Raw genomic sequence first — 22,900 nt, 5'->3', positions numbered from 1 at the left:
CTGTCCATACTATTTGGCTAGCGCCTGTTGAGGCTAAAACTTCGCCAATCGAGGCGTGAGGAGAAATGTTTGGTGGCTCCAAATGAACGACGAATAACGAAGAACGGCAGACTTTTAGCCGCAACCCCAAGGGCTGGTGGCCATAAGGGATCTGGCAGTTGCGATTCAAATAGTGTGAGCATGCCCTCGTGATTTACCGGCACAGCCTGCGCAAGCGTGTCGCTTTTGCATTTGCGACCTGCATTGCTGTTCTCAGTGTAGTCTGGGGCCTCGCTTTTTTTGGGGCGCTCCGTTTAAGCGAAGACCGCGTGCTGACGCGCCAGCTGCAGCGCGCCGCCGAAAATTACCCTTTATTAACAACCAACCTTCGCGGATACGACAAAATTGATAACTTGCCGCAATCACTGAGGGAGTGGGCACAGACAAGCCCCAAACAAGGGTTGTACGAATTCGAAGCCGAAGAGTTACATGTCGCCGTGCTATCTCCTGAGCATAAGCTACCTCCCGAGCATAAAAAGTCACCTGCCGGCAATGAAGAGCCCTCAGCCTATGATGAACAGCCCTCAGCCGAAAATGAACCGCCTCGCGCATTTGTAGTTTTCGACGTTGCAGGGATTGAGGTTGCATCATCTGAGGATTGGTGGTGGTTGCTCGGTATCACCAGTGTCGTGGGCTCGCTAGGCGCTCTGGGCTTCGGCTTAGGCATAATTGTAATGCGCAAGGCCGTCGCGCCTGTCGCGCAGCTGGCCAAGGTGGTCGCAGACATCGACCTAGAGCACCTGTCAGCCGGAGACCATAAGCGCATCGAGTCTAACCGGTTCGGTGACGATGAGGTGGGCGTGCTCGCGGGAGCCATTGAAAAGACCCTTGAGCGCATCAGCGCATTTGTTGCGAGGGAGCGATATTTTACCGATTCAGCCAGCCACGAATTACGCACACCAATCACGGTAATCACCGGCGCACTTGAGCTACTAGAACAAAGCGAGCTGTCAGCAGCCGACGAAAAGGTGGTAAACCGCATGCGGCGCGCAACGCTCGACATGAAAACCACCATTGAAATGTTCTTGTGCCTCGCGCGCGAAACCGACGACGGCTTATACGACACGCAGTTTTTGGTGATGCCGTTGGTGTGCCATGCAGTAGAACAGCAGCGCCATTTACTGACCGGCAAGAGTGTCGATGTTGAACTCGACGCTCTTGCAAAACCCAAAGTGTTCGGACACCCCCAAGCGTTTTCTATCGCGGTCAATAACTTGGTGCGAAACGCCTTCGAACACACGCTCGCCGGCCAAGGGCCGATTACTATTATTGTTAAAGAGTGCGAGCTATTAATTACAAATCGAGTGAGCACTCATGCCGATGAGCAGTACCCACCAACTGAGGCATCGTCGTTTCACGGCTACGGCTTAGGCCTGGGTATTGTTCAGCGCCTATGTGAACGCAATGGTTGGTCGTTTACTTTGCACGCAGATGAGGCGTTTGTGTCAGCCCGCCTTTCTTGGCAATAAGCCCAAGGTGATTAGAAGGTTGACATTCATCGTGCCAGCAATTGAGCGGCGCAACTCGGCAACGGCGTTAGCAAACGCTGTAAATACGCCCCCGTAAACCACCGCACCATTAAAGAAATTAACCTGCACACTGACTGATAGCGTGCCCCCAGTATTTAAATAATCAAACGTCTCTCGAACTTAAGCAAGCTCTAAATAGGAGGGGTATGTACAACCAAATATTCAAAAGTACACACAACCGCAACACTACAGTGACGGCACAGGGTTGTTCAGCCCACAACAAGAAACATGCAATGGCGCTCTATTCAAAGGCTGCTCAGCTTGAGTTTTAGCGACTTTTTCTTTTTGCTCAAACTCCAATGCTTTATCTTTTAAGCCCAACTCTTCTGCAGCAAATTTAGCTTCAACCCAAGCCGTAGGCCTTAACCACGGGCTAATTTTAGCAATATTGTTTTCAATACAATTTATTGCGTCCTGCAAATATCCCTGTCCGCGTAACATTGTACTGTTTTGAATAATATACTCTCCAGTCATGGCAAGATCCTCTATGTATTAATAAAAGAAGGCTGTTAAAAATGCGTTAATGCATTAAAAATGAATAGCCTATATCTACCCAAGCCAAATTCATGCCAGCGCTTAGTACTAATAATTACCGTAGCTATACTCAAACGGCCTGTATTAATTACATTTATACGGATTTTTTTGAAAAACCTGCAAACCATGCCAACAATCACAGGCATAGCCACTAAATAGTACAAATAGCTCAATTACACAATATAAGCAGAAGAAGCAGAAGCGCCAAAACAATCAAAAATTAACAAGCCAACAGGTAAAAAATACCAACTGCAGCTACGCTTAAGGCGCAATACTATCGCCACCCATGACAATCATAAAAACAAAGAAGAGTGACTATCGATGATAAACCCAACCCTTAACAAAGTCGCAAAGACCCTCTGTCTTGGCGCCAGTATCACGTTAGCATCGTGCTCGCAGCTTGCAGACAACAAACCTTCGCAGCCCGATTATTTAAACACGGCGCTATCAACCCAAGAACGAGCAGAAGATTTAGTTGCACGCATGACATTGTCTGAAAAAATCGCTCAACTTTACAACGAGGCCCCCGCTATAGAGCGCCTAGGCGTTGCAGAATATAACTGGTGGAATGAAGCCCTGCACGGTGTTGCCCGCGCAGGTAAGGCAACGGTTTACCCGCAAGCTATAGGCCTAGCCGCTACATTTAATAAAGAGCTAATGGGCGATATTGCCACGAGTATTTCGGATGAAGCGCGGGCCAAACACCATTATTACGAAGACAACGATGTGGTCTTTCGCTATACCGGGCTTACCTTTTGGTCTCCCAATGTCAATATATTCCGCGACCCACGCTGGGGCCGCGGCCAAGAAACCTATGGCGAAGACCCTTACCTTACAGGCTCTTTAGCGATCGAATTTATTAAGGGCCTACAAGGCGACAATAAGCGCTATTTAAAAACATCGGCCATGGCAAAGCACTTTGCGGTACATAGCGGCCCTGAAAAATCTCGCCACTCCGATAATTACGCGGCCAGCTTAAAGGATATGCACGAAACCTATTTACCGGCATTTAAAATGGCGGTAGAAGATGCCAACGTAGAATCCATCATGTGTGCCTACAACCGCGTTAACGACGACCCTGCCTGTGGTAGCGAATATCTGCTTAAAGACGTATTGCGCGGCGATTGGGGGTTTGATGGCCATGTCGTCTCTGATTGCGGCGCACTAGACGATTTTTATGCAGAATCGGCCCACAATATTGTTAAGGCCCCAGCGCAAGCCGCTGCCTTAGCATTGAAGACAGGCACCGACCTAGACTGCGGCACTAGCCGATTAAGCACCTTCACCAACTTACACTTTGCGCTACAGCGCGGCTTGGTTAGCCAAGCTCAAGTAGATAACGCCGTGATTAATCTGTTTAAAACCCGCTTTAAATTAGGCATGTTCGACCCGAAAAGCGATGTTCCTTATGCCAACATTGCCATGACAGAAGTTGGCTCTGCTAAACACCAACAGCTTGCGCTCGAAGCTGCACAGCAATCGCTAGTGTTACTGAAAAACGATGGCATTCTGCCCTTAAAACCCAATACCAAAGTCGCCGTTATCGGCCCCAACGCCACCAACCCATCGGTGCTTGTAGGCAATTATCATGGTGACCCCATTGCACCGGTATTGCCCCTAGAGGGCATTCGCCAAAAAGCTGGGGAGAATAATGTTACTTACGCCGCCGGCAGCCCTATTATTGGCGACATCTATGGCAGCCACACCTTGGTTCCCAGTAGCGTGCTTTTTCATCGCGCTAGCGAAGGCAAGCTTAAACCGGGCTTACAAGCCGCATACTATGAAGCCACTCAAGAAAAGGGCATGGCCAGCACGCCGGCCTTTAAACGTATAGATTCCACCATCGACTTCCATTGGTTGCGCTCCCCCATCGACAACAGCGTATGGGATGAATTTGGCATCGTCTGGGAAGGCATATTAAAACCCGAAGAAACTGGCCATTACCAATTCGACAGCACCGCAAGTATTCAAATTGACGGCAAAGCCGTTACCGGCAGTATTGAACTTAAAGCCAAGCAAGAATACCGCTTTCAAGCCGACGTAACATTTTTGCGCACTTGGTGGGGCAACAACCCACTAGAGCCTTACGTTAAACTGCGTTGGGTTAATACCAGCGAAGACTTCACAGCAAAAGCCATCGCCGCCGCTAATAAAGCCGATGTGATTATTTTTACCGGCGGTATATCGGCATTACTAGAAGGTGAAGAAATGGCCGTAGAGTTAGAAGGCTTTGATTACGGCGACCGCACCACTATTGAGCTACCCAAAGAACAGCTAACACTTATGCAGCGCCTGAAAAAACTGGGCAAACCCATCGTGATGGTTAATTTTAGTGGTAGCGCGATGGCCCTTAATTGGCAGCACGAAAATCTCAACGCCATAGTTCAAGCCTTTTACCCAGGTGAAGCCACCGGCACAGCTTTGGCCAATATTCTGTGGGGGGATGTGAGCCCATCGGGCCGTTTACCAGTAACCTTTTATAAAGGTGTTAACGACTTACCCGACTTTAAAGATTACCGCATGGATAACCGTACCTATAAATACTACAACGGCACCCCGCTATACCCGTTTGGGCACGGTTTAAGCTATGCTGATTTTGAATACCATCAATTACAAGCCCCAAGCCAGCTTAGCCACACTCAAGATCTTGAGTTTCGCGTAGCGCTTAAAAATAACGGCGCCATTCCCGCGATGGAAATCACACAAGTGTATATAGCCATGCCAGATGCACCGGTAAAAACGCCTAAAGTGGCGCTAGTGGCTTATGAAAAAAACACTCTAGACAGCCAAGGTACTCTTACACTGGAATTTAAAATACCGGCCGAAAAACTGCGTTATGTCGATGAGGAAGGAAAGCATCAGCCGTACACCGGCCGCTTAAAAGTTAGTGTAGGGAGTGGTCAACCCAGCTTTGTTAGCACCAAACAAAAAGCAGAAACCACCATCAATATTCACTAGTTTAAATAAACATGCCCTAAGCGCCCCTGCATACAGGGGCGCTTTCCTTTAGACTATACCGCCCCTAGGTTTAGCCCTTACAGGCTCTCGACCATCGCCCCCTCCACTACCGCGCTTTATCAAAACCTATCAGAAAAACCATTTAGACACTCATATTAAGTGAACTTATTGGCGGCGCACTATCAAAGCCATCGCCTGCCAAACTGTCCAGCTAGTAGGTGCGACGAGGTAAGTTGCTAACTAAAATACAATCATATATGGAGATAACAATGAAAAGTTTTTTCAGATCTGCTGCGCTAGTATTAGCTGCAAGCTGCCTATTCGGGGGCCAAGCACTAGCACAAGAAAACATCGACATTATGGCGTCTATCGAAGGCGAGGCTTACGTTGTCGAGGGCGCCAGGGTTCATAAAATACAATCCACTATTGTGGATCAACTCTACGAAGTACGCATATCAGTTCCCGGTAGTTATCACAGTCAGCCGGACCAAGAATACCCAATTATTTATGTCCTTGATGGCCAATGGAATTTCACTATGGCAACCGACATCGTTGGCAAAATCGGTTATGACGGTATGATTCCAGAAGCCATTGTTGCGGCTATTACCTGGGGTGCAGAAGGCGACAATCCCAACCAATTAAGGGGCCGCGATTTTACCCCGAGCGAAATTCCAGGTGTGCAATTAAGCGGTGGTGCAAGCGACTTTCTGCAAGCGATAGAAGAAGAAATTATTCCTCAGGTGGAATCACTTTACCGTGGCAACGGCGAACGGGTATTAACAGGCTCTTCTCTCGGCGGGCTATTCACCACCTACGCAATGCTCGAAAAGCCTTATTTATTCGCGGGCTACGTGGCACTATCAGCGCCTTATAATATTGAACAAGAATATTTTGACCGCCGACTTGCTGAAATTGAAAATACCCGCACCTTAAACGGAACACGTGCTTATTTTGGTGTAGGCAGTCTAGATTTTAACAAAGAACAAGTCGCAACATTTGTATCTTCGCTTAAAAGTAAACAACTAAAAGGCTTACGATCTAAACTAAAAATTAGCAACGGCGTAGGCCATGCAGGCGTCGAACCTATTGGCTATACCCACGGTTACCAATATGTATTCAAACGCCGATCGTTAAAGCTTAATAAAGAATTACTCAATCAATACGCAGGCAACTACGAAAGCTTTCCGGGCCTCCCTTTACTCACACTACAAGTAAAAGACTGCAAGCTATACCTAGAACTTCCCGGCGCTCCACTTATTCACTTACGTGCAAACTCTAAAACTGAGTTTTATGCAAACGGTGTTGATTATGATCTAACCTTTGCAAAGAATGAAGAAGGCATTATGACATTTAACATTAATGTTCAAGGTTCTTCATTTCCATTCACCCAAATAGAAAGTTAAAAACCAAAAAAGGCGACTACGTTAAAAATGGTCGCCTTTTTCAATGTTTTAAATTATGCACATCAGGTTTTAGCCCTGGGGTTTTCCGAGCGTTAATCGATCTTTACCAGTAAGTGGTTAGCGACTGGGCGCTCGCGGCGGGGTATTTTAGTAAAGGAATATGGGACACCCATAACACCGACGAACGGTCTCGCATTTAAGAGGGGTTTTGCTATACCTAAATAAGAGCTGTTTACTGGAGTGGATGATGACAAAGCCCAGAAAGTTAATTATGTCGCTAGATCAAACCCCATGGTACCACTGCTATTGCAGGGCAGTTCGCCGAGGATGGCTATTTGGTGAAGATCAGTTAACGGGTGCGGATTACTCGCACCGTAAGGTGTGGATAACGGATAAATTAGCTGAGCTAGCCGATATTTTTGCGATTGATGTGGCGGCGTATGCAGTGATGTCAAACCACTACCACCTTGTATTACATATGGATAAGCCCAAGGCCGATGATTGGAGTGATAAAGCCGTTATTCGCCGCTGGATGCAGCTATTTAAAGGCCATGATTTAACCCTTAAAGTGTTAAAAAATAAACCGTTGAGTGATGCGGAACAATGGAAGGCCGATGAGTTAATCGCTGAATGGCGAAGCCGCTTATGTGACATTAGCTGGTTTATGCGATGTTTAAATGAACATATCGCACGACTAGCCAACGCCGAAAATAAATGCACCGGTCGTTTCTGGGAGGGGCGTTTTAAAAGCCAAGCGTTACTCGACGAGCAGGCTATAATTACATGTATGGCGTATGTTGATTTAAACCCTGTGCGCGCCGGCATCGCTGCGCTGCCAGAAACCAGTGATTTCACGGCCATTCAGCAGCGTGTTCAGTCTTTGAATAAGCCCCCTAAAAAATCTGAAAATAAAAACCCGATTAATTTAGCCAAATTCTGTAAGCCGCCTAAAAAGAATCTCCTTCCCACAGCTGACACGGTACATCAAGGTCAGCGTTCTACAGGCATCATCCCTTTTTACTGGCGCGATTATCTCGAATTAATTGATTGGACTGGGCGGGCAATATTGCCAAATAAGACAGGCTCAATTGCAATAGCAGAGCCTAAAATATTGCAGCGATTGAACATTGATAGCGGTGACTGGTTGGATAATATGCCGCGTATCGAAAAAGACTTTCATCACTGTATTGGTCGTGGTGATTCTATAAAACCCTGTGCGGAAAAACTTGATCAGTGTTGGGTTAAAGGATTGGGCGCAGCTCGAAAACTATTTGGTTGCTATTTGGAAGTTGAGCTCGCTCAAGTTGTGACGACTTGCGGTAGGCGTCTAATGGAGGCTTGCGAATTTGTCGATACAGGCAATCGCTATACTCAAAGATTTTGCCAGTTGGTGAGCGGATTGTGTCGCCATATGAGTATCAGCACGGTCAGTCGGCACCTAAAGCTACGATGGGAAACGGTGAAAAATATGGATAAATTTCACCTAGAGAAAACGTTGCCTGCACTTAATCCTGAAAAATTAATTGACTTAAAATATCTTGGGGTCGATGAAGTCGCTAGAGCCAAAGGCCATGATTATATGACGGTGATTTATGACATGGAATCCGGTCATTTAATTGGCGTTGAGACAGGCCGTAAAGCCGAGGTGTTGACAGCGTTTCTAAAGCGCTTACCAGCACAAACCGCTGAAAACATAGAGGCGGTAGCCATGGATATGGGGCCAGCCTATCAAAAATCGGTACGCGAATGCTTGCCTAATGCTGACATTGTTTTCGATCGGTTTCATGTGATGCAAAACTACAGTAAAGCCATGAGCAATCAGCGTAGGATCGAGTTCAGAAAGGCGGATCGCGCAGGCAAAGAGCAGCTTAAAGGTACCCACTACCTGTTGTTAAAAAATGCCGACAAGTTAAATGATAAACAAGCCAATAAACTCCAGACATTGCTCGAAAATAATTCCAATATCAATACACTTTATATACTCAAAGAGCAGCTCCAAGCTTTGTGGAATGCAGGGAATTATGACGCCATGATGAATGCATTGGAGCAGTGGTGCGACATCGCGGAACAGACGAATATGCTCTATCTCAAGAAATTTGCAAAGTCACTAAGGAAGCATAGCGTAGGCATTTGTAACTACGGAAAACACGGGCTGACTAGTGCCAGAATTGAAGCCGGCAATGTCAGCATTGGCATGATTCGCAAGCGAGCAAGAGGCATCAAGGATACCGAGTACTTCAAGCTAAAAATAAGGCAATCATCGATGCCTGACGAGCAATCCATGTTCTATGGAAGCCACTAGATCACCTCACTAAAGCGGAGAAGAGCCTAATTAGCTCACAAGTACTCAATATTTGCTAAAAGATAGGTTCATATAATTTTTATTCCAAAAATAATATGCCAATAGAACAATTCGAAATTAGAATTAATTGCGCCACATCCTGATTATTTACGCCAAACCTTAAACTCGTTATGCTTTTGCGCACGGCGGTCGCTCAGGAGGTGCTCCTAAGCGATCACCTCAATTTTTGTGAGTTAACGGCGAATTGGAATTAGCGGGCCTAAAGCAAAGCCGAACGATAAATCAAAATGCTATGGCGGGTTTTGAGCGAGAAGGAAATTAGCTAATTCAAATCGCAGACAACCGTTTAACCTAGAAGCCACAGTTGAGAATTAAAAAGGTGCGTAGACTTTGCTGGCTCAACTGCGTTTTTTAGGGTTAACCAAGGCGCCCGGAACAAGCGCCTGAAGATGTGAGAAAGCATGTGCCGCCCAGAAATTAAACGGGTGTAACACTTAGTGGGTTATGCACTTTGAACATGGACTGGCCATCCGTAAAGTGCGCCTTTGAACCCAACAATGCCGCGATAGTTGGCCCTAAATCGGCGATTGAAACAGTTTGGCCCTGCCCCCTCGCATCAATCATCGAGCCTGCCATCATATAAAAACCATCGGCAATGTGATTCCCCGATCGAAACACCGGCGGCGTGCTATTTAAAACACCAACTTCATCAGACGCTACCGCATTAATAGAAGCACTGCGCTGCCAAACAACAAATACATCCGGCAACATATTGCGCCTATCGCCCCAAAAGCACTGGTCGCTACGAATCACCTGTTTAACAATAGCTTGGCCATTATTGGGGTTAACTAATGCCAGCAAAGCTTTTTCTAACCATTGGTACCATTGCTCAACAGTCGTTGATTGCTCTCCACTTACGCCACCGTTTGGCTGCGCAATATTGAGTTTAATTGCACCACTCATTTCATTATGGGGAATTTGTATCATTAAACGTTCCGCGGAAAACTCGGCACAGCCCGTTAATTGGGGCAATGCACGAATTTTCTCCAGCAGTGGCGGCGGCATGGCCTTCTCTAAGCGCAACAAAATATCATCTAAGCAGTGCTCAGCGGTGTAATTAGCGTGCATACCCAAACCAGAAAAAATCATTACCGCTGTATTATCATCGGCCTGCTTAACAAGCTCACCAATTGCAGCATCTAACTTACGATAAACATGCCTCACGGGATCGGGAATTGTTGTGTTTAAGCATTCATGGTGACGCTCATGATCGGCATTTACCGAATGCCAAAATTCATGGCCAATACAATGGCATTCTTTAAAGACCGTGAGAAATAAATCCCACTCCCCCAGCGTATAAAGCTCTAGGGAACCTTGCTTTTTACTCTCTAAGCTTTGGAGTAACGCTTGTAAAAATGGCTCTTGCTTAGCAGCAGGCAAGGCTTCTTCACAGCATAAAAACTCTCCCGACTCATAATCATCGGTAACATCATGCCCAAAACGCTCAGTCAGCATTGAAGCTAAATGTGGCGGGTAGCTTCTGGTTTTCCCGTCGCGCCCATGTACTAACCAATCGGCAACCTGCATGCCGTGTGGCAGCTCTGCCAATGGCGATTTCGGCACATCAATTACGCCAACGTTGTAGCCCTCTGCGCTTAAAGTAGCCCAAAACGGTTCTATATCAGGCGCAAGCTCGGGAGAACGTTTCATCTCTAAACTACCGGGTACAAAGCCTTGCCAAAAGTAACGACCGTGACGCCCCGGTTGCGCAGCAAACGAAAACGAAGCCCACACACCATCATCCCCTAACCCCGGCGGGCTTTGTACCCGCCCCCACACCCCACGCCCCAGTAACGCTTGAATATTGGGTAAGTCGCCACAAGCCTGTAGCTGCCAAATCAAATCGAAATCAGCAGAGTCCAAACCAATAGCCAATACCCGCGTGCGCTTTTTCATACCTCATCCTTTTACATCAAAACTCTGTTTAGGATCTAGTGTATCCAATATTTGGCCATATTCATAAGGGCCAAGTTGCTTTTACCCTGCAACACCTAGGCCCGTAACGTAGTGATCGGATTCAACCCGACAATTCAAGCCATAAAATACGGTTTTTGCCAATAAGCGCGTTACCACAGAAAGATAAAAATAGTGGTGTTCATCGTTAGGTTAAACACCATGTGCGTCAAGATAGGAATCAAAATGCTTTCACTGCACTGTCTTAGCGAAGCAAACATCCACGCGACCAAATGAATAAACCAGAGCGCGCCAGAAAAAGGAAGAAAAGTCAGACGAGAATGTGTCTTAATAACACCGAGCTGAACTTGGTGGACGATGGCAAACAAGCCACATTATATTAGCGTGCTCATTCGCACACTGAGTCTTTGCACTTATGCCTTTTGCGCTACGCCTCGGTAAAATACCTCTTCACCGGTAGGGCTTAACAGTATCGCCGGCATAGTGAATATCAGCATTAACATCCAAAAAGACATTACCGATATGCCCCAGAATAAAAATCCCCGCCCAAAGGCGAGGATTTTATCGTACGGGCAAGTTACAAAAGGTTGATCACTTTGCCCTTAACAAACCAAGGTTATAGGGGCGCTCGTTGTAGCTTGGGGCATTATTCGACCCACTTTGAGTAATTCCTTGATACAACATCTGCATATTACAGGTATCAAGCTCCATTTTTTCATCGTAGCCTGCGCGAATCATTTCCCCGTGGCTTACTTGGATAGACCAATTATCGCCGTCTACATTACTTAAGCCGGCAAACGGGTCACTCTCTGATGTCTTGTGGGCAACCCAAGGGCCGTCTAAGCTCGTTGAGGTCCACGAGCGATATAATCGCCGATCTTCCCGCGCGCCCCAACCTTCCACTTGCAACAAATACTCATCGGAACCCTTAATTTTATAAACATTGCCCGCTTCGAAGATAATATTTTGTCCTCCAGATCCAGCAATGTCGGCTACTTTCACTTGATTAACATCGAAATTGGGGAAGTTTCCAATGGACGTTTTAACGTATAACATCCTGCCATCATCTTTATAGAAATAAAGGTAGCAATCTGAGTCGTCACAAATTACCCAATAATCGAGTGCGCCGCCGTATTCATCGTTACCTGGCCACAACGTGGTAGGTCTAGCCCAACCATTCACATTGTTGATGTCGTCGTTAGTCGTGTATTTAGCCGGCCACTGGGTAAAGATATACCATTTATTTTGCGGCGAGAAATAAAACACCTGCGGAGCCACTGTAGCACTGCCGCCCGGCAAGAATGATTGATAAGTTCCGGCACCAACATTATCGAAGTCCGTAAAAGTGGTATACATCGATTTGTATGAACTGTTATATACCGTCGCAAATACATGGTATTTATTTTGGTAGTAAACAATGGAAGGATCTTTAACGGATACATCTCCATTTTTGGGTGTAATGATCGGACCAGTAGAAGTCCAGCTTAAACTATTAGGCAAATCACAGCCCACAGGCTCTGGCGGTTCGACAAACTGGCCGCCGGCATTAGAATAAATAGCAAAACCACTGATTGTGGCATTATCTAAACTCGTGCTTAACTCGATGGTTAAGGTTTCATCCGCAACCATTACAGCTGGAAGCACTACATCAAAGGCTGTAAATTGACCAACCTCGTCGTACAAATCTTTATCGGTAAAAACCAGCTGCCCCTCAACCGTAAGACTAAAGTAGCGGCTATCAGCAGCCGTTTGAAAGAGTTCGGCAAAATGCATTTTCACGCTATAGGTTGAGTTTGTAACCGGTATTTCGTAATTGTATGTGCCGTAGCGCTCTGCCTGGTAGACAGCATCAGCAGTGGTTCCGTCAATGGCGTTAGTGACTGAATTCACATTCCCCCCTGTAGAAAACCGATCCGCCTTATATTCGATTCCATCAACTGTAACAGCACCGCCACCGGCATTGACGGCATAAACCAAACTCGAGCCCGCCGGAATAGATGGCATGCTTGCAGCTACGGAAGAGCTCTGCGCTACAGACGATGAGCCTGGAATAACAACTTCGCTACTAGAGCTAGCGATACTACTTACGGCTACGGGCATACTCGAGGCCACGTCCTCACTAGAGGACGCAACCGAGCCACCATCGCAAGAAGCCAGAAGCAAAGGCATGATTAATGCCAATGCTAGGTGCGAATTATTACGGTGCAATATACCCACACCCTCTTCCTGAGATTTAAGAAATTTTAGTTTGGTTATCATGATATAGCCCCAAAAAAGTTACTAAACCAACTGAACACGAAACGTGCTTTTATTGTTATGCCGAGCGAGATAAGAAGTAGTCATATTTACTTTTTTGTAGGCCGATTAACGCGATTACCCAAGTCAACATCAACCTCTAATGTAAACAGCAGCTGCAAACTACAAAAAGTTCAAATCGATATAACGCTTACTTATCTTTTCGTTCAATAGCCACAGTAACCTGATCGCAAAAATTAAATTGCACAAAATAATGAAATATCTACAGAGAGCTAATTGTTGAAAGATTCACTTTAAAAAATTTTATAATTAGCTAAGGGGGAAAATGCAGAACTGTGAGGAATCTAACGGTAAATTATAAAGTTAGTAGTTGAAGAGTTCTTCATCACGGATGAATGACATGCAAACAAGTGCTGCACACAATCGACGGTGAGATGCACGTCACACATGAGCACCAGCAATCAAACAAAAGTAAGGCGATATTGTTAAGGGCGGAGATTCAACTTAGCACCTAAGCTGAATCAACATTATCGGAAAAAACAGTGCACGACTGACGGGAAATGAAAAATTTATGAAATATTGCTATAAAAATGTATTTTTTTGCCATCCACCTAAATTATAAATAGACAAAGCGTGACCTAATCGACCTCGCTTTCGGCTATTTTATGAAAGGCTTTTATGTGAATTAAAAGTCAAAACAGCGAAGGCTTTAACTTAAAAGACAGCTACCGCTATGGCCGCCCAGCGCAAAGGCGCCCAAACGGATGCAAGGCGTAACCTACCAGCCACCCCCATCACCGCTCCAACAGCGCCAACTTCCCCTCAGCCCCATCCCACTCGGCATAATCCGCTGGCGGCTCTTGGCTTTCGGTGATTTCCGGCCACACTTGGGCAAGCTCGGCGTTTAAAGCAATAAAGTGCTGTTGCTCCTCGGGTAAATCATCCTCCTCAAAAATGGCATCGGCGGGGCACTCTGCTGGGCATAGGTTGCAATCGATGCAAGCCTCGGGGTCTATCACTAAAAAATTAGGCCCTTCCCGAAAGGCATCGGTTGGGCACACTTCAACGCAGGTTGTATGTTTGCATTTGATGCAGTTTTCACCCACTACATAAGTCATACCGTTTACTCCTATTCCACAAAAGCTCGCTCGATTACATAGTGCGCGGCATCGCCATGGCGTACTTCGTTAAAGCCGCGATCATCCAGTATTTGGCAAAAGTCTTTTAACATGCTGGGGCTACCACACAGCATAAAGCGATCGTCCTGCACGTTAATCGGCGGTAAACCTAAGTTTTTTTCTAGGCTACCTGCCGCCAGTAAATCCGTTAAGCGACCTTGGTTTTTATAGTGTTCACGCGTTACTGTTGGGTAATACAATAATTTCTCACGAACTTCTTCACCAAAAAATTCATTGTTGGGTAGCTCTTCGGTAATAAATTTTTGATACGCTAATTCATCTACATAACGCACACCGTGGGTTAAAATAATTTTGTCGTATTGCTCGTAAACTTCTGGGTCTTTAATAATACTTAAAAACGGCGCCAAACCTGTTCCCGTCGCTAATAAGTACAGGTGCTTACCCGGCAGCAAATGGTCAGTCACTAAAGTACCGGTAGATTTGCTGTTCACAAACACTTCATCGCCCGCTTTAATTTTTTGCAACTGCGATGTCAGCGGGCCGTCCGGCACCTTAATACTAAAAAATTCCAGTTTATCTTCGTAATTAGCGCTCGCAATAGAGTAAGCACGCAATAATGGGCGACCATCCTCTTGCGGCAAGCCAATCATAGTGAAGTGCCCATTGCGGAACCGAAACCCCTCGCGCCGCGTGGTGGTAAAGCTGAAAAGCGTATCATTCCAGTGATGCACCTCGGTGACTGTTTCAGTTTGTAATTTAGTCATGGTTGCGCCTCGCAAATGGCGAATAATTAAGTGATGCCGATAAGCTTACGCGCCACCAACAAACAGCTAAAACGAGTTATATTAATAACAATTATCGGTTTTTCCGATATAGTATCCCTTCTTATAACCATGTCATAGGCCGCCTGCTATGCACTTCACTCTGCGCCAACTGCACGTTTTTGTCACCATTGCTCAACATCAGAATGTCAGCCGCGCGGCCGAGGTGCTCGCCATGTCGCAATCGGCCTGCAGCAGCGCCCTTAAAGATTTAGAACAACAGTACGATGCACCTCTATTTGAACGCATCGGTAAGCGCTTACAAACTAACGAGCTAGGGCAGCGCCTAAGGCCAATGGCAAAAGCGCTACTGGACCAAGCCGCCGAGTTGGAGCTTGCCTTAAAGCAACATAAGGAAGTTGCACAACTCAAGCTGGGCGCCACCTTAACTATTGGCAACTACCTAGCCGTTGAGCTAATCCAAAAATTCATCACGCAATACCACGGTAGCGCAACACTGAAGGTGGCTAATACCCACGACGTGGTTGAATCGTTGCTGAACTTTGATTTGGATTTAGGCCTTATCGAAGGCGAAATACACCACCCAGACCTACAAATACTGCCATGGCAAAATGATGAGTTGGTATGCTTTTGCCACCCCGACCACCCCTTAGCGAATAAAGAAACACTAAGCGATAAAGACCTAATAAATGCGACCTGGATTCTGCGCGAAGAGGGCTCTGGCACACGACAAACGTTTGATCGTGCGCTACACGGCCTGCTCCCCGACCTTAATGTGCTGCTTGAGCTACAACATACAGAAGCCATTAAGCGCGCCGTTAAAGGTGGGCTGGGCATTGCCTGCTTGTCGCGAATATCACTCGAAGAAGCGTTTGCCCATAAAACGCTGGTACCACTCAATGTGCCGCACCGCGACTTTTCGCGCATGCTGTATGTGGTTGTACACAAACAAAAATACCGCAGCACCGGTATTACACAGTGGCTAAACATGTGTAACCTTGCGCCCTAACAATCCAGAACGCGAACCTCGCCTTTCACACGCTGCCATTGTTTGTGTCGGCAAACGGTAAACTGCCCACCCTCACTCGATAGCTGCAAGCCACGCACACAATGTGTACGATAACAGCGCTGCCAATAGGCTGCAACCTGCACATGGGCAGATCCAGTGGCAGCATCTTCTTGGTTGCCATACTGCGGGGCAAAATAGCGCAAGCCGTAATCAAAGGTTGAAGCAGCGAGTGTTCTCTTGCCAGTATTTTTTAGCGGTGCAGTCACAATTACCGCCCGCTGAGTATATTGCGCGATTAACCTAAATTTAGGCTGCAATGCTTTTAGTGTTGCTGCATCTTTTAATAGCAGCAAATAATAATCACCACGCCCGCCCACGTTAAAAGCATTACCCACCACCTCACGACAGGAAACCCCCAGCAAAAAAGATAACAACTTGGTAACTTGGCTCGATGCTATTTGCGCCGGTAAAACAGGACTTAAATAGGAATATTGATGATCACTGTGCCGGTAAAGCGTTAAACGCTGTGTACCGGTTTGCAGCTGAATAGGCTTAGTGTTTACCTCATTCTGGGCGCTATATTCTTGGTAAAGTATTTTTGCCGCCGCTAGCGAACCCGAACCACAACGCTGCACAGCATAACCGTTATGAAAAAAGTAAGCGCTGGCACTGTTCGATTCCACCTTGCATAACACCACAAAAATAGTTTCGCCATACAAAACGCTTAGCTGCTGAATATTATTCAGTGCCCCACGCAAAAACGATTGAGCCAACGCGGGCAAGACCACAGCGCAGTGCTGGTTACCGCCACACCCGCGATACTGAAAAGCCGTTACGCTGTAACATTTAACAGCGTAAGGCAAAGCGCGCAGCCGGTCATGTAGCGTCGTCATTTGGTGGCCCATGCCTTGGCTCAGCAGTGCTAGCGCGCTACTTTTAGTAAATACGTCGAGAACATAGCGTCATCGGCCAACCATGTACGCTCCACAAGCCAACCCGCAGACTGCGCCAATTGCATAAATTCTTGCGGTGTATACTTATAAGAGCTTTCGGTGTGAATTGTTTCACCCGAATTAAACGTAATCGCCGTACCCGCAATGCTTACCTTTTGATGTGACTGGCTAACTAAGTGCATTTCTATGCAACCCTCTACTGGGTTATAAAAAGCATAATGCTCAAAATCAGAAATATTTAAATCACACTGTAATTCACGGTTAATTCTTGAAAGCACGTTAAGATTAAACCGCTTAGTAACACCCTTTTTATCGTTATAAGCCCGATGTAATATATCGGGTGATTTTTTGGTATCTACACCGATAATCAAGTGCGCGCCATCACCTAGCGTTGCCCTAGCATTACTTAAAAAATTCTTGGCTTGCTGTGGCGTAAAATTACCAATTGTAGAACCGGGGAAAAACCCTAGCCGTCGCGCACGGGTAAGCGGGAGTTCTACCGGTAAGGTAAAATCTGCCTCTATGGCTTGCATTGCAATATGCGGGTATTGTGCCTGCAGTTTTTTTGTTGTGGCACGAAGGTAATCACCAGAAATATCAATAGGGTAAAAAGATTTTATCCCTTTTAATGCATTGAAAAATGGCTGTATTTTTTGCAACGAACCGGCACCAAACTCTACCACACTGTAATCATCGGTTAAGAGCGCAGCAACATCACTCGCCACCCGAGGTAGCAGGGCTAATTCTGCTTTGTACGGGTAGTATTCCTGTAATTGGCAAATTTCATCGAAGTAGCGCGAACCATTTTCATCGTAAAAGTACTTTGGCGATAAACTTTTTGGCTGACTACTTAAACCCTTAAGCACATCCGCTAAAAAGCGTGCATCACACGGTGCTTTCTGTGTTGTAGCGACAGATGCCTCGTTCGCAAGAGCATAAACCATACGCCCCCCTTAATAATTATAGGTTATTGATATTCCGCGAGGCGCAAGCCAGAAAACTGCCAACGATGATGCGGGTAAAAAAAGTTACGGTAGCTTGTGCGCAATTGCTGCTTTGGCGTAACGCACGAACCACCGCGCAGCACATACTGGTTGTTCATAAATTTTCCGTTATATTCCCCTAGCGCCCCAGCTTGCGCATTAAAACCTGGGTAAGGCGAAAACGGGCTTTGCGTCCACTGCCACACGTTGCCAAAAAGCTGAGTCATTACCTTGCTATCACTCGGTTGGGGCCGAAAAGCATTATCCTCTAAAAAGTTACCTTCTATCGCTTGCCGCTGAGCTGCCACTTCCCATTCGTGCTCTAGAGGTAAGCGCTTACCAGCCCAACGCGCAAAGGCGTCTGCCTCGTAATAACTTACGTGGCAGACGGGCGCACTGTTTAATAAAGGTTGCAAACCATCTAAACCGTATTGCTGCCAAGCGCCATCGTGCTCTAACCAATAAAGCGGCGCTTGCCATTGGTGTTTTTGCACCGTCGCCCAACCATCCGACAACCACAACAAACTGTTGCTATAACCACCATCAGCGATAAAGGCCAACCACTCTTCGTTGGTAATTAACCGATTGGACAAACGGTAAGGCTGCAAAAGTGTGTTGTGTGCTGGGCCTTCACAATCATAACTAAAGTTATCGGCATTCAGGTTTTGGCCAACACTAACGATCCCACCATCAAAATCGATCATGCGCAGCGGGGTAAGGTTTGAAGTCGTTTGCGTGCTAGAACTGTTGCACGGATAAATAGTGGGTCGAAGCGGGTTATGCCAAAGAAGGTGCAGTATATCTGTGGAAATTAATTCCTGATGCTGCATCTCGTGGTGAATACCCAATGTCATTAACGCCATAATTTGCTGCAACTGCGTTTCGCACTGAACAGTGCGCACAAGCGTTTGAACCGCATCATCGATGTAAGTGCGGTATTGTTTAACCTCTTCCAAACTCGGCCGAGTCAACATGCCACGGTAAGGCCTTGCATGGCGCGGCCCAACCGATTCGTAGTAAGAGTTAAACAAGTGGTTATAGGCGGTATTAAACCAGCAAAAATCAGCCTTAAACGGCTTGAGAATAAAGGCTTCAAAAAACCAAGAGGTATGTGCCAAATGCCACTTAGTGGGGCTTGCATCGGGCATCGATTGCACTACCATATCTTCTGGGCTTAGTGGGGCTACCAGCGCCAGAGTTTGTCGTCTAACATGCAAAAAATTATGCAAGCATGCTTGAGATTGTGCAGCCAGTGCATTCACTTTTTGAGCACTGGCGTCGACTTCAGCAATAACCACTCTTAGTTCCTTATAATTAATAAGACACTCACAACCTTAAGCCTGTACAGGTAAACGGAAAAAGGAGCGGAGTTAATAACTATTGTGCAAAAATACGATGTCATTTCGATGACAAACTATAAAGCGCTTAGGCCTTTGTGGGGTTTGTTTGCAAGCGAAGATGTGGTATTAACTGCCATTTTATGACTTACCGATAAATAAAGGGCGCCTCTAAAAATAGTAATTTTTGTGTGAGAGCAAGGAAGCACCGCCCGGAGAGCCGCAGTTTACGTGGTGTAAATCATTCAACGCATCCTTGCGCTTCACCCTTCGGGCAGCAAGCTGTGCAAATTGGTCCTCCAATTTGTGAGGACTCGAGGACGGAGCTAATGTCCATGGATGGACTGAATACAGATTTTGCAGGAGCGAAAACCTGTAAGCCGCTATCGCGGAAAAAGTGCATTTTTAGAGATGCCCTTAAGTTAACAAAAACACTAATACGCAAGGAGTTTCTCCATGGGACAGCAATACACAGAAATAAATGATAAGAACCGTCTTTTTATCGAGCAGCAAAAGATTTATTTTGTAGGTACGGCCACAGCCGATAGCCGGGTCAATATATCCCCTAAAGGCATGGATTCATTACGCGTTTTAGGGCCCAACCGCGTTATTTGGTTAAACGTAACCGGCAGCGGTAACGAAACCGCTGCACATATTCAAAGCCACTCCCGCATGACGATTATGTTTGCAGCATTCGAAGGCAACCCTAATATTTTGCGTTTATACGGCCAAGCGAAGGTGGTGCATCAAAACGATGAACAATGGGCGGAGTTGTATAACCACTTTCCAGCTACCGTTGGCGCTAGGCAAATTTTTGATATGCAGGTAGAGCTGGTACAAAATTCCTGCGGTATGGCCGTGCCGTTTTACACCTACAACGAGGAGCGTGAGCAATTAAATCAGTGGGCAACCAAACAAGGAGAGCAGGGTTTAAAGCAATACTGGGAAAAGAAAAATCAATCGAGCATAGATGGGATAGAAACCCATATACTGGAAAAAAACACCTAAGCCAACAAAAAAAGCCTTTGCTTACGGCAGCGACCGCAGCAAAGGCTTTAAATGTTAGCTACTGGTAATTACGCGTTGCTGTATACCTCTTTTAATATTATATCGGCCCCGGCCGCCAATAAGCGCTCGGCCAGTGCTACTCCTATAGATTCAGCATCACTGGGCTTGCCGCTCATTTCATCGTAAATCACTTGTGTGCCATCTGGGCTTGCTACCAAACCTCGCAGCCACAGGCCGCCATCACGCTGAATAGCGTAACATGCAATTGGCACCTGGCATCCGCCCTCTAAACGACGGTTAAGCGCCCGCTCAGCCAAAACTTGTTCGGCCGTTATATCGTCGTGCAACGCTTGAATTAAATCGATAGTGCTTTGGTCGGCCGTGCGACACTCAATACCCACCGCACCTTGGCCACCTGCCGGTAGGCACTGCTCTGGCGAAATAAACTGGCGAATGCGTTCAGGCATTTCTAAACGCAGTAAGCCTGCAGCCGCTAGAATAATACCGTCGTACTCACCGGCATCTAGTTTTGCCAACCGCGTATTCACATTACCGCGCAAAAATTTCACTTCCAAATCGGGGCGTTTAGCCAATAGCTGGCTTTGGCGGCGCAAGCTAGAGGTGCCTACAACGCTGCCGGCGGGCAAGTCATCAATACTTGCAAACCTGCTAGACACCCATGCATCACGCGGATCTTCGCGCTCACAAATCACCGACAAACCCAGCCCTTCGGGGAATTCCATCGGTACATCTTTCATCGAGTGCACGGCAATGTCGGCTTCGTTATTCAAAAGCGCATGCTCTAACTCTTTAACAAAAAGCCCTTTACCGCCCACTTTAGCCAAAGGCACATCCAAAATTTTATCGCCACGACTAACCATGGGCACCAACTCAACGCGTAAACCGGGATGCAAGCCTTCTAAGCGGGCTTTAACATATTCTGCCTGCCAAAGGGCAAGGGCGCTTTTACGGGTAGCAATACGCAACGTTTGAGTCATAACTGGCCTTAAATTTCATCGGTGTTGGGCGCAATACGCGCTAGATGGTTGGATAATAGCAGAGCTTGGCGGGGGTTTCAGTGATGGGTTTAATGTGTTCGCTCGCAGACCTAAGGCACCCACGCTAATTTTTGCGCTATTGCCCATTAGCCCCCGCAATACACACCTAAAAGATACACATAAAGGGTATACTAGCAACCGTTCAGCAAAAGCGGGGGGAATTCCCCTGTATCCGCAGGCATACCTAGGCTTATATTGTTGGCATCCAGACATTACTGGCAGCACAACTCACCGCCACTTAATAAGCCCCCTAGCTATTCAACAGCCTAGCACACATACACCGAGCCTTTATGGCATAAAATACTGCCCAAGGCTAAATAGGAATTTATAACCTTGAAAAAAGAATTTATACAACAACGCATAGCCGTTTTTGCCGGTACCACTATAGACCCAAACGCTGATAGTGAAGTTATTGAAATGTTAAAACGAAAATTTAACATTCACCTCCCCCAGCGCCCCACCTTAGATGAAGCTTTAAAAGCCTGTATTAGCGACCACGAAATTATTAATTTGATTTCCGATTACCGAGAAATATCACAATAATAGAGTGTGGTATTTCGTATTAAATAGCATTAGCCATACGCTGGTAAAACGCAAACCTTCACGGCAAAAAACGTGGTTCTTCACCGTGAATGTTCAACGCTATACCTCAGCCATTTAATTGTTACGGCTTGGTATATTTTCGCAGCTTTTTCGAAACAGCCTTATCATTTTTTATGGCAAGTAATAAATCTCGGTAATCACTTTTTGCATATATAGATAATACTTTTGCGTACCATGCCATCGCATCTAGGGCGTCGCCAGATTGAACATACTTATCTTTTTCCAAGATTTTAGCCATTAGCGCATACGCTTCCGAATCAGCACCGCCCTGGCGATTAAGCTCTTCAGCGCCATAGCGTCGAAAAATTGGGCTGTCCGAGGAAAGCAGAGCCATTAAACGGTGTGTTTCTATTGCTTGCTCAGGCTTGTAGTACATCATAGATTTCATGATGCTATTTCGCTCTGAGAACCAATGGAGTTTCGGTATCAACCGCACAGCACGATTGCGTACACCACGTGATGGGCTAGTGTCTAATACTTTTTGAATCAAGCGCTCGGCCTCTGCCGAATACCCCATTGCCCCGTAAGCGCGCATTACAGCGTTAAGCTCGCGGGCAGTATCTTTATTTTTGGCATACTCAATGTTTGCAGCCAACAAACTTGCTGTTTTTGCTTTTAACGTTGCAGTTAACTCTGGCGTAACAACACCAGAGCCCGATATTTTATTCGCAATATCTATTAGCGCCGCACCCTGAGCACGATTCAACTCAGTTAAATACTGATCTGCCTGCTCTTTGTTGCGCAGATCACGTTGCGCTACCAAGGAGTCCTTACTTTGCTCAGCCTTTGCGATTGTTTTTTGCTCGGCCAATGCATGTATTGGCGCTAACACCATAAAGGCACACAGAGCAAAAGGGAGTGTTTTCATAATAGATATTCCTTTAGATAAGATTAAAGCGCACATGACACAGGCGCCCTTGATGATATGTAAGTACCGCTAATGTTTGCGGCGAATACTACCCCCAAGCTCCATCCTAAGCAAACCCCTATGCTTTGCCTGCAATCACCGCAAAATAAAAAGGCCGCAACTAGG

Annotated in this window: 17 protein-coding genes; 7 read left to right on the top strand and 10 right to left on the bottom strand. The window is 46.4% G+C overall.

The window, feature by feature from the left end:
• The first annotated feature begins 188 nt into the window (after positions 1-188).
• On the top strand, positions 189-1,508 hold the full coding sequence (locus MARGE09_RS08225) for a sensor histidine kinase (protein WP_236986853.1): 1,320 nt from the start codon (positions 189-191) through the stop codon (positions 1,506-1,508).
• Positions 1,509-1,754: 246 nt separating this feature from the next.
• On the opposite strand, the gene MARGE09_RS08220 is transcribed toward MARGE09_RS08225, so the two are convergent.
• The gene (locus MARGE09_RS08220) at positions 1,755-2,042 is read right to left on the bottom strand and encodes a hypothetical protein (protein WP_236986852.1); all 288 of its coding nucleotides are present in this window, start codon (positions 2,040-2,042) and stop codon (positions 1,755-1,757) included.
• Positions 2,043-2,423: 381 nt separating this feature from the next.
• On the opposite strand from MARGE09_RS08220, the gene MARGE09_RS08215 reads away from it, so the two are divergent.
• From MARGE09_RS08215 to MARGE09_RS08205, 3 genes are all read left to right on the top strand, one after another.
• Positions 2,424-5,060, top strand: a complete 2,637-nt coding sequence (locus tag MARGE09_RS08215; protein ID WP_236986851.1) for a glycoside hydrolase family 3 C-terminal domain-containing protein — start codon at positions 2,424-2,426, stop codon at positions 5,058-5,060.
• 269 nt (positions 5,061-5,329) lie between these two features.
• Positions 5,330-6,463 (top strand): alpha/beta hydrolase, encoded by a 1,134-nt coding sequence (locus MARGE09_RS08210; protein ID WP_236986850.1) that lies wholly within the window; start codon positions 5,330-5,332, stop codon positions 6,461-6,463.
• A 208-nt stretch (positions 6,464-6,671) separates the two neighbouring features.
• Positions 6,672-8,765 (top strand): ISL3 family transposase, encoded by a 2,094-nt coding sequence (locus tag MARGE09_RS08205; protein WP_236986849.1) that lies wholly within the window; start codon positions 6,672-6,674, stop codon positions 8,763-8,765.
• A gap of 477 nt (positions 8,766-9,242) precedes the next feature.
• Here the strand turns inward: MARGE09_RS08205 and MARGE09_RS08200 are convergent, their stop codons facing one another.
• The 4 genes from MARGE09_RS08200 to MARGE09_RS08185 all read right to left on the bottom strand — a co-directional run bounded on the left by MARGE09_RS08200 (position 9,243) and on the right by MARGE09_RS08185 (position 14,898).
• Positions 9,243-10,721: an alkaline phosphatase family protein gene (locus MARGE09_RS08200; RefSeq protein ID WP_236986848.1), complete on the bottom strand. Its 1,479-nt coding sequence runs from the start codon at positions 10,719-10,721 to the stop codon at positions 9,243-9,245.
• Positions 10,722-11,330: 609 nt separating this feature from the next.
• Positions 11,331-12,998 carry a non-reducing end alpha-L-arabinofuranosidase family hydrolase gene (locus tag MARGE09_RS08195; protein WP_236986847.1) on the bottom strand — a complete coding sequence of 556 codons (1,668 nt, stop codon included), beginning with the start codon at positions 12,996-12,998 and terminating at the stop codon, positions 11,331-11,333.
• Between the two features lie 791 nt (positions 12,999-13,789).
• Positions 13,790-14,113, bottom strand: coding sequence for a ferredoxin FdxA (gene fdxA / locus MARGE09_RS08190; RefSeq protein ID WP_236986846.1), 324 nt, complete (start codon positions 14,111-14,113; stop codon positions 13,790-13,792).
• Positions 14,114-14,124: 11 nt separating this feature from the next.
• On the bottom strand, positions 14,125-14,898 hold the full coding sequence (locus tag MARGE09_RS08185) for a ferredoxin--NADP reductase (protein ID WP_236986845.1): 774 nt from the start codon (positions 14,896-14,898) through the stop codon (positions 14,125-14,127).
• A 148-nt stretch (positions 14,899-15,046) separates the two neighbouring features.
• Here MARGE09_RS08185 and MARGE09_RS08180 point away from each other — a divergent pair, with 148 nt between their 5' ends.
• Positions 15,047-15,925 carry a LysR family transcriptional regulator gene (locus MARGE09_RS08180; RefSeq protein ID WP_236986844.1) on the top strand — a complete coding sequence of 293 codons (879 nt, stop codon included), beginning with the start codon at positions 15,047-15,049 and terminating at the stop codon, positions 15,923-15,925.
• On the opposite strand, the gene MARGE09_RS08175 is transcribed toward MARGE09_RS08180, so the two are convergent.
• Genes MARGE09_RS08175 through egtB form a run of 3 tightly spaced genes read right to left on the bottom strand, consistent with a single transcriptional unit; the run spans position 15,922 to position 19,159 of the window.
• On the bottom strand, positions 15,922-16,818 hold the full coding sequence (locus MARGE09_RS08175; protein ID WP_236986843.1) for a PhzF family phenazine biosynthesis protein: 897 nt from the start codon (positions 16,816-16,818) through the stop codon (positions 15,922-15,924). The two genes, MARGE09_RS08180 and MARGE09_RS08175, sit on opposite strands and share 4 nt — an antisense overlap.
• Before the next feature lie 29 nt (positions 16,819-16,847).
• On the bottom strand, positions 16,848-17,822 hold the full coding sequence (egtD, locus tag MARGE09_RS08170) for an L-histidine N(alpha)-methyltransferase (protein WP_236986842.1): 975 nt from the start codon (positions 17,820-17,822) through the stop codon (positions 16,848-16,850).
• A gap of 23 nt (positions 17,823-17,845) precedes the next feature.
• A complete protein-coding gene (egtB, locus tag MARGE09_RS08165; RefSeq protein ID WP_236986841.1) occupies positions 17,846-19,159 on the bottom strand; it encodes an ergothioneine biosynthesis protein EgtB in 1,314 nt (437 codons plus the stop codon).
• A 495-nt stretch (positions 19,160-19,654) separates the two neighbouring features.
• Here egtB and MARGE09_RS08160 point away from each other — a divergent pair, with 495 nt between their 5' ends.
• Positions 19,655-20,206: a pyridoxamine 5'-phosphate oxidase family protein gene (locus tag MARGE09_RS08160; RefSeq protein ID WP_236986840.1), complete on the top strand. Its 552-nt coding sequence runs from the start codon at positions 19,655-19,657 to the stop codon at positions 20,204-20,206.
• Positions 20,207-20,274: 68 nt separating this feature from the next.
• Here the strand turns inward: MARGE09_RS08160 and hemC are convergent, their stop codons facing one another.
• Entirely contained in the window at positions 20,275-21,204 is a 930-nt protein-coding gene (hemC, locus tag MARGE09_RS08155) for a hydroxymethylbilane synthase (RefSeq protein WP_236986839.1), read from the bottom strand.
• Positions 21,205-21,597: 393 nt separating this feature from the next.
• Between hemC and MARGE09_RS08150 the strand changes: the two genes are divergently transcribed.
• Complete coding sequence (locus tag MARGE09_RS08150; protein ID WP_236986838.1) at positions 21,598-21,807, top strand: hypothetical protein; 210 nt, start codon at positions 21,598-21,600, stop codon at positions 21,805-21,807.
• Between the two features lie 121 nt (positions 21,808-21,928).
• Here MARGE09_RS08150 and MARGE09_RS08145 read toward each other — a convergent pair whose 3' ends face one another.
• A complete protein-coding gene (locus MARGE09_RS08145; RefSeq protein WP_236986837.1) occupies positions 21,929-22,735 on the bottom strand; it encodes a hypothetical protein in 807 nt (268 codons plus the stop codon).
• Between the last annotated feature and the right edge of the window lie 165 nt (positions 22,736-22,900).

Source organism: Marinagarivorans cellulosilyticus (assembly GCF_021655555.1).
Lineage (GTDB): Bacteria > Pseudomonadota > Gammaproteobacteria > Pseudomonadales > Cellvibrionaceae > Marinagarivorans > Marinagarivorans cellulosilyticus.
This window is presented reverse-complemented; position numbering and strand designations above follow the sequence as displayed.

What these genes read in the sequence shown, in the direction of transcription:
- MARGE09_RS08180 (WP_236986844.1), top strand. Translation starts at nt 15,047, where the DNA reads ATGCACTTCACTCTGCGCCAACTGCACGTTTTTGTCACCATTGCTCAA.
- MARGE09_RS08185 (WP_236986845.1), bottom strand. Translation starts at nt 14,898, where the DNA reads ATGACTAAATTACAAACTGAAACAGTCACCGAGGTGCATCACTGGAAT.
- MARGE09_RS08210 (WP_236986850.1), top strand. Translation starts at nt 5,330, where the DNA reads ATGAAAAGTTTTTTCAGATCTGCTGCGCTAGTATTAGCTGCAAGCTGC.
- MARGE09_RS08200 (WP_236986848.1), bottom strand. Translation starts at nt 10,721, where the DNA reads ATGAAAAAGCGCACGCGGGTATTGGCTATTGGTTTGGACTCTGCTGAT.
- MARGE09_RS08145 (WP_236986837.1), bottom strand. Translation starts at nt 22,735, where the DNA reads ATGAAAACACTCCCTTTTGCTCTGTGTGCCTTTATGGTGTTAGCGCCA.
- hemC (WP_236986839.1), bottom strand. Translation starts at nt 21,204, where the DNA reads ATGACTCAAACGTTGCGTATTGCTACCCGTAAAAGCGCCCTTGCCCTT.
- egtD (WP_236986842.1), bottom strand. Translation starts at nt 17,822, where the DNA reads ATGGTTTATGCTCTTGCGAACGAGGCATCTGTCGCTACAACACAGAAA.
- MARGE09_RS08215 (WP_236986851.1), top strand. Translation starts at nt 2,424, where the DNA reads ATGATAAACCCAACCCTTAACAAAGTCGCAAAGACCCTCTGTCTTGGC.
- MARGE09_RS08220 (WP_236986852.1), bottom strand. Translation starts at nt 2,042, where the DNA reads ATGACTGGAGAGTATATTATTCAAAACAGTACAATGTTACGCGGACAG.
- fdxA (WP_236986846.1), bottom strand. Translation starts at nt 14,113, where the DNA reads ATGACTTATGTAGTGGGTGAAAACTGCATCAAATGCAAACATACAACC.
- MARGE09_RS08175 (WP_236986843.1), bottom strand. Translation starts at nt 16,818, where the DNA reads ATGACGACGCTACATGACCGGCTGCGCGCTTTGCCTTACGCTGTTAAA.
- MARGE09_RS08160 (WP_236986840.1), top strand. Translation starts at nt 19,655, where the DNA reads ATGGGACAGCAATACACAGAAATAAATGATAAGAACCGTCTTTTTATC.
- MARGE09_RS08195 (WP_236986847.1), bottom strand. Translation starts at nt 12,998, where the DNA reads ATGATAACCAAACTAAAATTTCTTAAATCTCAGGAAGAGGGTGTGGGT.